This is a genomic window from Chryseobacterium sp. KACC 21268 (genome assembly GCA_028736075.1).
Lineage (GTDB): Bacteria > Bacteroidota > Bacteroidia > Flavobacteriales > Weeksellaceae > Epilithonimonas.
Map to the genome: position 1 here is coordinate 328,731 of CP117875.1, position 11,972 is coordinate 340,702.

The window sequence follows — 11,972 nt, forward strand, 5'->3', positions numbered from 1 at the left end:
GCCTCCAATTGGAAGCGTTTTTTCATTCTACAAACTTACCGTCTTGCTGTAAAATAACTTTTCCATTTTGTTCGACCGTCAAAGAAATCTCAGCGGCCTCATTTACGCCAATAATTCCTCTGTAAATTTTATACTTGAATTCACCTTTTTTGAAAGTAATCGTATGATTGCCACCGCTTCCATCAAATTGTAATTCTCCATTTACAAGGATCAAATCAGGTTTTGAAGTTTCTGATTCCCCTGATTTCCAAGATGCGTATCTGTATTTCCCATTCGACAATTCATCAATTCTGATCAGATAATTTTTGGTGGTAAATTTATAAACCGGAATTTTAAAAACCTTCAAAGCCGAATACAATTTCTTTTTGTCATTATTAATAAGACTTTGTTTTTGATTCACTTCAAAATCACTTTGATAGTTCAATGCTTTTATTTTTCCATTAGATTCTATCCAAAGATCTCCACGATTCAACATGATTCCTCGCCAACCAACTTCTGACCATTGATCGATTTTTGAATTTGAAATCTCTTCAATAATCTTCTTGTCAAAAATTTGATTGAATCTTCTCTTTAATTCTGCTTCGTTTCTCACAGGTGGGATTGGATATTCTCTTTCCAGTGGATAACTGATGATCTTGGTAATTTCTCCAACATCATTAGTTTGAAATAATCTAATCAGTTTTTGAATATTTGCTATCTCAGTTTTATCCAAATCATTTTGAGCAGATGAAAGATTGTAAACTAATAAAAGGAGAACTAGAATTCTGTACTTCATCAGTTAATAGTTTTATTTTAAAAATGAATTATGATTCTTTTCAAAGCCAATTGTGGTAGTTTCTCCGTGTCCGCTGAATACTTTTGTGGCTTCCGGAAGCGTCAGTAATTTTGTTTTAATACTGGTAATTAATTGGTCATAATCACCTTTGTAAAGATCAGTCCGTCCAATGCTCATCATAAAAAGGGCGTCACCGGAAATTACAAATTCATTTTTTTCAGTATAAAAAGCAATACTTCCCGGCGAATGGCCCGGAACATCAAAAATTTGAAAAACGTCAGAGCCTAATTTAAGCTCATCTCCTTCTTCGATGAATTGTGTCTCGCCTTTGAAAGCCGGGAAAAGGAAACCATATTTTTTTGCTGTAAATGGCGCTTGCTGGAGAATTTCGATTTCATTAGAATGGAGCAAAACCGGAACTTTGAATTCATCATAGGCCCATTGCAAACCTATAATATGATCAATATGAGCGTGAGTAAGAAGAATGTTTTGAATTTTCAATTCTTTAGATTTTATAAACTCACCTAAAACTTTAGTTTCTGCGTCCGGCATATTTCCCGGATCTATAAGAAAAGCTTCTTTTTCTTCGTTATAAATGACATAGGTGTTTTCGGAAAACGGATTGAAAGTGAAGGATTCTACGTGTAACATTTTTTTAATTTATCTGTAAAAATATAAAACATTAACTTAGCAAGATGAAGGTATTAAGACTATTTATAATTTTTTTAAGTGCATTTTCTTTCGCACAGGAAATCAAAAGCATCCAGCTTTTCAACCCTAAAACCAATGATGAGACTCCTGTAATTGCTCAGGGACAGCAGTTGATTTTGAGATTTGATGATCTTTCAAACTCTAGCCAACTTTACCGCTATACTTACAAACATTACAATAGAAATTGGGAAGAAGACGGATTGTTCTTCACAGAATATGCGAATGGAAGTATGAATGCTTTAATCGATCAGTTTCAATACTCATTCAATACTTATCAGAAATATACACACTACGAATTGGTTTTTCCAAATGAGAAAATCCAGCCAAAGATTTCCGGCAATTACGAAATCATTGTTTACAAAGATTCTCAGGACAAACCATTGTTTAAAAAAAGATTTTCCATCTATGAAGAAGGTGCTAATCTTGGCATCAATGTCACAAGATTGATTGACGCTAAAAATCCAAATGCAAAACAAAGACTGGAAATTCAGGCGACTGGAAACGGTTCTGGAATTACAAATAACCTGTCATCATTATCATTAAGTGTGATTCAGAATAACAACTGGGGAATTTCTTTAACTAATATCCGACCGAGTTCTACATTGGGAAATCAATTGCTTTTCCAACAGTTAGGTCTTGCTTTTCCGGGAAATAATGAGTTTTACTATTTTGATAACAAGGTGATGAATCAAGCTCTGGATATGGTCGCCAATACAGAAAATATTGATGGGAAAAATTATACTTACCTCCATCCGGCTTGGGCGTACCCAGGCGATTATCAATATCAGCCAGATGTGAATGGCGCATTCTACTTTAGAAGAAATGATCTCGGCATCGAAAGAGATGCAGACAGAGAAGGTGACTACTCTTGGGTCTATTTCGCGCTAGACAGCCAGAAATCTGACAAAGAATTCTATGTTCTTGGAATGTTCAACGATTACAAAGCTGATGCAAAAAGCCAGATGTTTTATGATGAAAAAGCTCAGAAATACATTGCAAAAATTTATTTGAAACAAGGATTCTACAGCTACATCCTCGCAACCAAGGGCGCAGATGGAAAATTGAATTACGGTGAAATTAACGGAAACTTCTGGCAGACAGAAAACCTTTACCAAGCCTTTTTATATTACACACCATTTGGTAGAAATTTCGATGGACTGATTGGTTACGGTGAATTTAGAACACCTGTGAGATAATTTTGTATTAAAAAAAACATTTTACAGGGCTTTTGGAATATTTTTGGCTATAGTAGTAAAAAATACAAACTATTATGGATCTTAGCTTTGAAAATAACAAATCCGGAAACGGAGGTTATATCACTTTAAAAAACAGTGCAGAAGATGTTGGACGATTGACCTATACAATCGTTCCGGAACTTAAAAAATTGATTGTGAGCTACGTAATGGTTTTTCCTAAATTTGAAGGACAAGGTCTTGGAAAAAAATTAGTGGAAAAATCAATTGAGTTCGCACGAAAAAATGGCTGGAAAATAAAAGCACATTGCTCTTACGCCCACTCTGTCCTAATCCGAAAAGATGACGTTGAAGATATTTTGGTTTCTTAAATTAGACAAAATTCAACTCTATAAATAAAAATTCCGAATCACTACGATTCGGAATTTTTATTGTTTTTAAAAGAATACAAATTATCTATTCATAGACATCAAGAACTCTTCATTATTCTTCGTTCCTTGGATTTGTTTCTGTACAAATTCCATTGCTTCCAGAGGATTCATATCAGAAAGATATTTTCTCATGATCCACATTCTCTGCATCGTTGCCTCGTCCAAAAGGAGATCGTCTCTTCTTGTACTGGAAGAAACCAGATCTACAGCCGGATAGATTCTCTTATTGGCAATTTTTCTGTCCAATTGCAATTCCATATTTCCTGTTCCTTTGAACTCTTCGAAGATCACCTCGTCCATTTTTGAACCTGTATCGATCAAAGCTGTTGCGATGATTGTCAAAGATCCACCATTTTCGATTTTTCTAGCCGCACCAAAGAAACGTTTTGGCTTGTGAAGCGCATTGGCATCAACACCACCAGAAAGTATTTTTCCTGAAGCTGGAGTCACCGTATTGTAAGCTCTTGCCAATCTTGTGATCGAGTCAAGAAGGATTACAACATCGTGTCCACATTCCACCATTCTTTGCGCTTTTGAAAGAACCAAGTTCGCCACTTTTACGTGCTTGTCTGCCGCTTCATCAAAAGTAGATGCGATCACCTCTGCGTTCACACTTCTCTGCATATCCGTAACTTCCTCAGGACGTTCGTCGATAAGAAGAACCATCATATAGGCTTCTGGATGATTGGCTGAGATGGCGTTGGCAATATCTTTTAGTAAAATTGTTTTACCGGTTTTTGGCTGTGCAACGATCATTGCTCTTTGTCCTTTTCCGATTGGTGCGAACAAATCAACAATCCTTGTCGAAAGTGTAGAACCTTTTCCTGCCAAATTGAATTTCTCCTGAGGGAAAAGTGGCGTCAAATATTCGAAAGCCACTCTGTCCTTAATGAAAGCCAGATCGCGTCCATTAACTTCAGTCGGTTTCAAAAGTGAGAAATATTTCTCGCCTTCTTTTGGCAATCTTACGAATCCTTTCACGGTGTCTCCCGTCTTCAAACCATAATTTCTGATCTGGTTGGTAGAAACGTAAACGTCGTCTGGAGAAGAGATATAACTGAAATCTGAAGAGCGAAGGAATCCGTAGTTGTCCGGAAGGATTTCCAAAACACCTTCAATCGTGATCAATCCATCAAAGTTGAATTCTTTCTTTGGCGAATTGTCCTGTTGGTTTTCGGATGGTTCTTTTTGATTGTTTTGTTGGGAAGAATTGGGATTTTGTGTTTTTTGCTGACCTCTATTGTTGTTATTGGTCTTTTGCTGTTGCTGACGGTTGTTTTGCTGTTGAGGCTGTCTTTGCTGAGGTTTTGTTTCCTCTGGTTTTTCGTCAGTTTTAGGCTCTGTTTCTGTTGGCTGAGGCGCTTCTGCTGGTTTAGCTTCGGCAACGACCTCTTGGTTTTCGTTGGCTACAACTCTTGTTCTTTGTGGTTTTTTCTTCGGTGGATTTGGTTTCTTCACTTCCTCCGTTGCTGCCGGCGTTTCTACCGCTACAGGAACCTCTTCTTTTGCAACCTCTGTTGTAGGAATCTCTGCTTCTTGCTTTGGCTTCTCTGCAGGTTTTCTGCCTCGTTTCTTAGCAGGAGCAGCTTTTTCCTCAGAATTGTCTTCTGTGTTCTTATTCATATTTTCCTGATTGGCGTTTAGATAATCTTTAATGATTTTTGGATTTGAAGCCTGATAGTCCAGAATTGCGAAAACAGTGTCTTCTGGAGAGCTTTTTTTTGCCAAATTGACGCCTAGATCTTTAGAAAGTTTGGTCAATTCCTCATCGGATTTTGACCTTAGCGTTTCAATATTAAACATATAATGCGTAAAAAAGTAAATTATTTTTGTAAAAGTAAGAATGAAAATCAGGCGATTATCATTTTTAATAGGTGATTACAATGCAAATCTACATTAATTTTTGAATTACGCAAAAATTATTTTATTTTTGCAGACAATTTGTTCCCTTTCTAAAAAGGAATCAATCAAAAAAGATGTTACAAAGAATACAAACAATCTGGATATTATTAGCTGTGTTAGGCGCTTTGTTCCTAAACCTGACCGCTCAGGACTTTGATGTGTTAGGTGGAAATCTAATTATCAATATTTCTACGGTCTTATTAATATTATTGGGATTGCTAAGTATCTTCAGTTTCAAAAACCGAAAAAGACAGATCTTGCTGAATAACATCAGTATTTTCATAAACGCTTTGTTGCTTGGTTTTTTGATTTATTGGCTGCAAAACTTATCCGGAGGAATTCAGTTTCCTGAGAAGGGTATTGAGCCAGTTTTCTCAGTGATCGCGATTGTATGTTTGCTTTTGGCAAATGTGTACATCAAGAAAGATGAGAGGCTCGTAAAATCTGTAGACAGACTTCGATAAACTTGACGACGATTTTTTTGAGTAAGAACAGCTTCCTTTTTGGAGGCTGTTTTTTTATTTTTATTAAGGTTAATGGTAACAAAACCAAAGAATCAATGACTTATCGATCATATCTTTGTTCTATTACTAAATTAACCATTATGAAAAAACTGATCACCGCAATTGTGCTTGCCCAATCATTCCTGACATTTGCCCAAGAGGTCTCCAAAGAAAGAGTTGTCAATATTGTTTCCACTTTGGCTTCTGACGAAATGAAAGGAAGAAAATTCGGAACACCCGAAAACGACAAAGCTGCCGAATACATCGCATCGGAATTTAAAAAAGATAATCTCGATTACTGTTTTGGCGATTCTTACTTGATTCCATTTGAGTACAAAGGACAGAAAGGTTTCAACGTTTGCGGCATCAAAAAAGGAAAATCTGAAAAAAGTTTGGCTTTCTCAGGTCACTTCGATCACATCGGAACCAATAATAAATCTGGCGACAATATCTACAATGGCGCAGATGACGATGCCAGCGGAATTGCTACAGTCATTGGAATGGCCGATTATTTCAAAGATAAAAAGACGGATTACTCATTGGTTTTTATGGCTTTCAATGCGGAAGAAATTGGATTGATTGGTTCAAAAGCACTTGCGGACAACAAAGATTTGAGTCCGGTTTTCAATAACATCGCCGCACTATTCAATTTCGAAATGTTGGCCACGGAATCTCAGTTTGGAAAAAATGCTGTGTTTATGACCGGCGATGAATTTTCCGACTTTGATGAATTGATCAATGCCAATGCGGTCAACGGTTTGAAAGTTCATTCCGATCCATACCAAGGTCAACAATTGTTTTACCGCTCAGACAATGTGAATTTCGTTAAAAAGAAGATCATTGCACACTCGATCTCAACGGTTGATATGAACAAAGCGACGCATTATCACGCTGTGAATGACGATATTAACATTGTTGATGCAAATAATCTGACGAATATTATTAACAATTTTGCAAAGACCATTGAGAAATTCGATACCAAAAACTTCACTCCAAAATACAACGATAAAGTAAATTTCGATTTCTAGCGTCTGGATAAACTAAGCTATTTATTTTCCGTAATTTTGCATTTCCAATTTTTTTGAATGAAACCATTTCAACGTATTCTCAGTATTGCCAAGCCACATCAAAGATTTTTGTGGGGCAGTATGTTTTTCAATATTCTTTATTCACTTCTTCAAATCGCTTCTATTGGTACATTGTTGCCAATTCTAAGCGTGATGTTCGGAACTGTCGACAAAGTTGACACGTCAAAAGTTCCGGTTTGGAGTGGCAGAATTGCTGATTACTTTGGCTACGTAAAGGATTGGGCCTACTACACGATCCAGATCAATATGGACGAACACGGGGGCATCAAGGTTTTAGCTGTTCTTTGTTCGATTACTGCCGTTGCATTTTTATTGAGAAATATTTTCAGGTATCTTGGGTCTTATCTATTGGTCAATTATCGTGTTGGCATCACGAGAGATCTTCGTACTTCGATGTATGATAAATTTCTGAAGTTGCCAGTTTCCTTTTTCACAGAACAGAGAAAAGGCGATATGATGTCCAGAATTTCAAACGATATTGGCGCTGTTGAAGGTGGAATTATGGGATCTCTGGTAGATATTGTGAATTCGCCATTTATGATCATTTCATCATTGACCGCCTTGTTTTTATTGTCGCCAAAGTTGACTTTGTTCTCTTTGGTTGTGTTCCCGATTATGGGTTGGATCATTTCTTGGGTCGGAAAAAGTTTGAAAAAGCAAGCGAGATTTGCTCAGGAGGAATTAGGAAATCTCTTTTCTTTGGTTGATGAAACCTTGAAATCTTCAAAGGTCATCAAGATCTTCAACGCAGATAAGATCCTTAAAAATAGGTTTAATAAAACCACCAGTCAATGGCAACACCACGCCATTTCGATGAGCCGAAGACGTGAGTTGGCTTCTCCGATGAGTGAATTCCTTGGCTCGGTTACCATGTTGATCATCACGTATTATGCAGGTACCGAAATCATCAATGGAACCAACAAGGATCCTGCGACTTTTCTTGCGTTTATTGGTGTTTTCTTTCAAGTATTAGATCCTGCGAAACGACTGTCCAATGCAATTTCGGCAATCCAAGGTGGAATGGCGAGTTTGGAAAGGGTTTCGGAAGTATTGGATTATGATTTGAAAGTGGAAGAAATTGCCAATCCAACACCAATTTCTGAAATCAAAGATAAAATAGAATTCAAAAATATTGGTTTCTACTACGAGAAGTCCAATTTGATTCTGAAGAATGTTTCTATCACTGTTCCAAAAGGAAAAACTGTCGCTTTAGTAGGACAATCAGGAAGTGGTAAAACAACGATTGCCAATCTACTAGCGAGATTCTACGATGTTTCTGAAGGCGAAATATTGATTGATGGTCAGAACATCAAAAACTTAAAACTAACCGATTACCGCCAGCTTCTCGGAATGGTGACGCAGGAATCTGTTCTGTTTAATGATTCGGTTTATAATAACATCTTGATGGGAAATCCAGATGCAACCGAAGAACAAGTGATAGAGGCCGCAAAAATCGCCAATGCTCACGAGTTCATTTCTCAGCTTCAAGATGGCTATTACACCAATATTGGTGACGACGGGAACAAACTTTCCGGTGGACAAAAACAGCGTGTTTCCATCGCCAGAGCGGTTCTGAAAAACCCTCCGATTATGATCTTGGATGAGGCCACTTCTGCTTTGGATACTGAGTCTGAAAGATATGTTCAGGACGCTTTGGAAAAGATGATGCAGAACAGAACGTCATTGATCATCGCTCACAGATTATCAACGATTCAAAAGGCCGATCACATTGTTGTGATGGAAAAAGGCGACATCATCGAGCAAGGTTCTCACCAGGAATTGATGGAAAGAAACGGAACGTACAGAAAGCTGGTCGAGTTGCAGAATTTTGATTAATTAAAAGAATATTAAGGTGTTTCTTCTGGAGTAGGTTCTTCCGAATCTTCTTGATATTCATCCGATTCACCATTTTCTCTTTCTTCTTGGTTTTGAATCAGATCTTCGTTTGTGTATTGATAAAATTCGTCAAAGGTTTTAGAACTTTCGTTATAGACCAATGCATATTTGGAGTCTTTGGATTTGATGATCAAACCATCTTTTGGCGATGGTTTCAACGTTTCACCTTCCATAAAGATCTTACTTCCTTTCTTGAAGGAATTGATGATTGGCGCGTAGCTGTAATCCTTTCGGAAAAGCACATCTCGGTCACTGGAAATGATGAATAGCTTGCTTTCGTATGCATCTTCAGACTGGATCAGGAATGCCATTTCGGGCTCATTGTTTTTGGTTTGCCCGGTAAAGTCACCGAACGCATATACTTTTGAAGCTCTGTCTTTGATCTTCGTCATAGAGAACCTTTTTTCGCCTTCGGCTGGTTCAAAAAGACCATTGTCGCGAAAAACCTTCATTATGCCTTCCCGATAGTTTTGAGAGATGCCATCATATTCATTAATGTCGAATAACATTTTATTGTAATAGTCATAGTTCTCTGTATCTGGGTACAAGGTTGAAGTTACTCCAGTGGTAGTTTCATAGCCCTCATCGATGGATGCTCTATCCTGGTAATTTTGCCAAACAAAATATCCGATCACTAATAAAAACAATATCCCAAAGATGATGTAGATTGTTCTGCTTTTCTTTTTGGTCTGTTTTTCTGTCAACTGATTTGTTTCCATATCGTGTTTTTTACGAATTTACTAGTTTTTATTTATCAAATGTCAAATTTTTTAGCAAATATGATAAAAATAACTAACCAATATTTAGACCATTTTTCACAGGCAAACTTGACGTCAAAAGGGTTACTTCATTTTTATTTTCGCCGTAAACACCCATCACCAGACATTCGCTGAAGAAATTGGCAATTTGTTTTTTCGGGAAATTCACAACGGCCATAATTTGTTTTCCAATCAAATCCTCTTTTTTATATAAAGCTGTAATTTGAGCTGCAGATTTTCTGATTCCCAGATCTCCAAAATCGATTTCCAGCTGGTAAGAGGGATTCCTGGCTTTTTCAAAATCTGTTGCGGAAATTATCGTTCCAACGCGGATGTCAATTTTCTCAAAATCCTGCCAAGTTATTTCGGGTTTTGTCATTTTACTTTTATTGATAATTGATTTTATGGTTTAATTCAATAGGATTATTGTTTTTCCGAATGTACTCCTGACTGTCCTCATTCATTTGTCTGATGTTTGGTTCAATTTTATTACCATTTGCATCTGTCATCAAAACTTTATTGGATTTCACTCGTAATTCTAGATCCCGATTGGGATTTTCATAATAATTTTTCGCCAATTGATTAAATTGATTCCAATCAATCGGGATTAGTTGATTTTTAGCATCAAACAAAACAGTATTTTTTTTGACTTCGATGAGATTAAAACTATATTCTGCCTTATTGTCCTCAATTGAAACAATTATACCAGGTAACCCACAAAAAATGTAAGGGCCATCGCTGATAGGTATTTCGCTGGTGAACCAAGCAGACCAATCTCTTCCACCATAAGTCACAGTTGCTTTTTGTACATCATAACCTGCAATCTTCTTCTTATCAGATAAAATTTTCCAATTCAGTCTTTCATCGATAGTTAGAAGAAAATTGTTTTCAGAATTGGTAATTATTTTTTGCGTTTGACCGCTTGATAAATCTTTTTTGATATAGAATTGATTTTCAAATCCGATGCTGTTCATAGGAGAACCATTATTGATTTTTAGAGAATCTCCATCGCGGTCAACCATTTCTCTGAAGATAGATTTATCGTCTACAAAATCTAAGATCATTATTTGAGGACGTTGTTTATCGAGAGTTAAATTAGTTTTGCATATTGCTGAATATGTAATTTTCAGTTTTTGTCCAAAGCTGAGTCCGGAAAGCAATAGTAAAAAGTAGAATGTTTTTATCATCAGTTCAGATTTATCATATACCAATTGACTTGATAAGGGTATCTCTCATAGGGAGAATCTCCTTCATTAATAGTCATTCCACTATCATAATTTTTTTTTGCTAATCTTGCGCTTTCCAAATATTTTGAATAGTCGCTATCCAATTTATAAATATTCAGAGCTTTGTAATATTCTGCATCTGAAAAATTGGGGTAATATTTCAAAGCTTTGTCAAATTCTTCAACTGCTTTTTTGTAATCTCGTTTTTCATAATAAATAACGCCAGTATAAAAACAGCAAAGAGGTGAAACCCAATCTTCTCCACTTTGTTCTTTTGTTTTTTCAATTTCCGCTTTCATCAAGTTTAAAGCTTTATCATATTGATTGAGTTGCAAATAACAAAGCGATTTATAAAAATCATACGAATGATCATTTTGGATTCCATCTCCAAATTCTTTTGTTGCATCATCCAAATCTTTCAAGGCATCAGAATAATTTTTCGAAAAAATACATTTCAGAAAACCTCTTCTTCCCAAATATTCTTTTCGGTTGTAGAAAACTGCCTTGTCGTAACTTTTCAAAGCCAATTCATATTTTCTTGTTTTCCAAAGTGGAAGAGCTTTGTGATGCCAGAAAATAGCAATCGTTGAATCTGCTTTTATACCTTCATTGATACAATCTTCCCAACCTTGCGCTAAATAATGAAATTGATAAGCACATTTTTTTGTGTATTTTTCTATGATTGAGTCTTGTTTCTGATTTTGAGAAAAAGAATTGTTAAATATACTTATGAATATTAAAAGTAAAATTTTATTCATATCAGGTTACTTTATTTTAAGATCCTCTAATAGTTTTTCAACTTCTAATTTTTGTTCAGCATACTTTAGTTGAAGTTCACTTCCTTCACCCATTCTTGAGTAATAGATCAATGCTTTTTCTCCGAAGAATTTGAGATAGTAATCAGAAAGCGTCGGGATTTGAGGAAAGTTGGTGTGGAAAAGCATTTCGTAGTAAGCTTGCCATTCGCGTTCGTTCTTGTCCATTACCATCATTCTCGGCGATTTCTGGCGAACGTGCAACATCTCGTGAGCCAACATATTTAGAACTAAGGTCAAATCAAAATCGAAGAGGTTCTTGGGAATCATCACGTGTTGCAATTCTCCTAGTTCTCCATTTGCGGTTAAGAGAATGGAATTCTTTTCTAATTCATCGCGGAAACCAAAGCCTGCAAAGTTATCGTCGTCCAAATCGAATTGGTGAATGAGGAATTTTGCGGCGTCCAGGATTTCGCCGGTTTCTTTGTAAGCGTTGAGGTTGAATTGTAGTTTTTCGTAGTTCATCTGTGTTTTTGTAGATTCTAATTTAATCAAATTTACAATTTAAAGACAAATGTTCAAAATAGGTCGTCACCGCGCCCCGACTTGAGTGGAGCTCTTTTTGTCATTGCGATTGCTGAATCGTTCTATGGATTGCTTCCCGTCTTTCGCAATGACAAAAAAGCGGGAACGGAAGGCGGATAAAGGCGCCCAAAAATAAAAAATCCCAGAAA

Annotated in this window: 13 protein-coding genes; 5 read left to right on the forward strand and 8 right to left on the reverse strand. The window is 36.4% G+C overall.

All coding sequences use genetic code 11. The features are described from left to right. Positions 1 to 22 precede the first annotated feature (22 nt). On the reverse strand, positions 23 to 775 hold the full coding sequence (locus PQ459_01630) for a hypothetical protein (GenBank protein ID WDF47193.1): 753 nt from the start codon (positions 773 to 775) through the stop codon (positions 23 to 25). A gap of 12 nt (positions 776 to 787) precedes the next feature. Next, positions 788 to 1,426: an MBL fold metallo-hydrolase gene (locus tag PQ459_01635; GenBank protein ID WDF47194.1), complete on the reverse strand. Its 639-nt coding sequence runs from the start codon at positions 1,424 to 1,426 to the stop codon at positions 788 to 790. A gap of 44 nt (positions 1,427 to 1,470) precedes the next feature. On the opposite strand from PQ459_01635, the gene PQ459_01640 reads away from it, so the two are divergent. After that, complete coding sequence (locus PQ459_01640; GenBank protein WDF47195.1) at positions 1,471 to 2,682, forward strand: DUF5103 domain-containing protein; 1,212 nt, start codon at positions 1,471 to 1,473, stop codon at positions 2,680 to 2,682. A 74-nt stretch (positions 2,683 to 2,756) separates the two neighbouring features. After that, positions 2,757 to 3,050 (forward strand): GNAT family N-acetyltransferase, encoded by a 294-nt coding sequence (locus tag PQ459_01645; protein WDF47196.1) that lies wholly within the window; start codon positions 2,757 to 2,759, stop codon positions 3,048 to 3,050. A gap of 81 nt (positions 3,051 to 3,131) precedes the next feature. On the opposite strand, the gene rho is transcribed toward PQ459_01645, so the two are convergent. Next, a complete protein-coding gene (gene rho, locus PQ459_01650) occupies positions 3,132 to 4,913 on the reverse strand; it encodes a transcription termination factor Rho (GenBank protein WDF47197.1) in 1,782 nt (593 codons plus the stop codon). A 173-nt stretch (positions 4,914 to 5,086) separates the two neighbouring features. Between rho and PQ459_01655 the strand changes: the two genes are divergently transcribed. The 3 genes from PQ459_01655 to PQ459_01665 all read left to right on the forward strand — a co-directional run bounded on the left by PQ459_01655 (position 5,087) and on the right by PQ459_01665 (position 8,439). Beyond that, a complete protein-coding gene (locus PQ459_01655) occupies positions 5,087 to 5,476 on the forward strand; it encodes a DUF4293 family protein (protein ID WDF47198.1) in 390 nt (129 codons plus the stop codon). Positions 5,477 to 5,616: 140 nt separating this feature from the next. After that, positions 5,617 to 6,543: a M28 family peptidase gene (locus PQ459_01660; protein WDF47199.1), complete on the forward strand. Its 927-nt coding sequence runs from the start codon at positions 5,617 to 5,619 to the stop codon at positions 6,541 to 6,543. A 57-nt stretch (positions 6,544 to 6,600) separates the two neighbouring features. Next, entirely contained in the window at positions 6,601 to 8,439 is a 1,839-nt protein-coding gene (locus PQ459_01665) for an ABC transporter ATP-binding protein (GenBank protein WDF47200.1), read from the forward strand. An 11-nt stretch (positions 8,440 to 8,450) separates the two neighbouring features. Here PQ459_01665 and PQ459_01670 read toward each other — a convergent pair whose 3' ends face one another. The 5 genes from PQ459_01670 to PQ459_01690 all read right to left on the reverse strand — a co-directional run bounded on the left by PQ459_01670 (position 8,451) and on the right by PQ459_01690 (position 11,763). Next, the gene (locus PQ459_01670; protein WDF47201.1) at positions 8,451 to 9,218 is read right to left on the reverse strand and encodes a hypothetical protein; all 768 of its coding nucleotides are present in this window, start codon (positions 9,216 to 9,218) and stop codon (positions 8,451 to 8,453) included. 73 nt (positions 9,219 to 9,291) lie between these two features. Beyond that, on the reverse strand, positions 9,292 to 9,636 hold the full coding sequence (locus PQ459_01675; GenBank protein ID WDF47202.1) for a tRNA-binding protein: 345 nt from the start codon (positions 9,634 to 9,636) through the stop codon (positions 9,292 to 9,294). Positions 9,637 to 9,643: 7 nt separating this feature from the next. After that, complete coding sequence (locus PQ459_01680; GenBank protein WDF47203.1) at positions 9,644 to 10,444, reverse strand: GLPGLI family protein; 801 nt, start codon at positions 10,442 to 10,444, stop codon at positions 9,644 to 9,646. After that, complete coding sequence (locus PQ459_01685) at positions 10,444 to 11,241, reverse strand: tetratricopeptide repeat protein (protein ID WDF47204.1); 798 nt, start codon at positions 11,239 to 11,241, stop codon at positions 10,444 to 10,446. The genes PQ459_01680 and PQ459_01685 overlap by 1 nt, the downstream gene beginning before the upstream one ends. A gap of 6 nt (positions 11,242 to 11,247) precedes the next feature. Continuing rightward, a complete protein-coding gene (locus PQ459_01690) occupies positions 11,248 to 11,763 on the reverse strand; it encodes a hypothetical protein (GenBank protein ID WDF47205.1) in 516 nt (171 codons plus the stop codon). Between the last annotated feature and the right edge of the window lie 209 nt (positions 11,764 to 11,972).

Coding starts and splice junctions, on each gene's coding strand:
- PQ459_01630 (WDF47193.1), bottom strand. CDS start 775: ATGAAGTACAGAATTCTAGTTCTCCTTTTATTAGTTTACAATCTTTCA.
- PQ459_01635 (WDF47194.1), bottom strand. CDS start 1,426: ATGTTACACGTAGAATCCTTCACTTTCAATCCGTTTTCCGAAAACACC.
- PQ459_01640 (WDF47195.1), top strand. CDS start 1,471: ATGAAGGTATTAAGACTATTTATAATTTTTTTAAGTGCATTTTCTTTC.
- PQ459_01645 (WDF47196.1), top strand. CDS start 2,757: ATGGATCTTAGCTTTGAAAATAACAAATCCGGAAACGGAGGTTATATC.
- rho (WDF47197.1), bottom strand. CDS start 4,913: ATGTTTAATATTGAAACGCTAAGGTCAAAATCCGATGAGGAATTGACC.
- PQ459_01655 (WDF47198.1), top strand. CDS start 5,087: ATGTTACAAAGAATACAAACAATCTGGATATTATTAGCTGTGTTAGGC.
- PQ459_01660 (WDF47199.1), top strand. CDS start 5,617: ATGAAAAAACTGATCACCGCAATTGTGCTTGCCCAATCATTCCTGACA.
- PQ459_01665 (WDF47200.1), top strand. CDS start 6,601: ATGAAACCATTTCAACGTATTCTCAGTATTGCCAAGCCACATCAAAGA.
- PQ459_01670 (WDF47201.1), bottom strand. CDS start 9,218: ATGGAAACAAATCAGTTGACAGAAAAACAGACCAAAAAGAAAAGCAGA.
- PQ459_01675 (WDF47202.1), bottom strand. CDS start 9,636: ATGACAAAACCCGAAATAACTTGGCAGGATTTTGAGAAAATTGACATC.
- PQ459_01680 (WDF47203.1), bottom strand. CDS start 10,444: ATGATAAAAACATTCTACTTTTTACTATTGCTTTCCGGACTCAGCTTT.
- PQ459_01685 (WDF47204.1), bottom strand. CDS start 11,241: ATGAATAAAATTTTACTTTTAATATTCATAAGTATATTTAACAATTCT.
- PQ459_01690 (WDF47205.1), bottom strand. CDS start 11,763: ATGAACTACGAAAAACTACAATTCAACCTCAACGCTTACAAAGAAACC.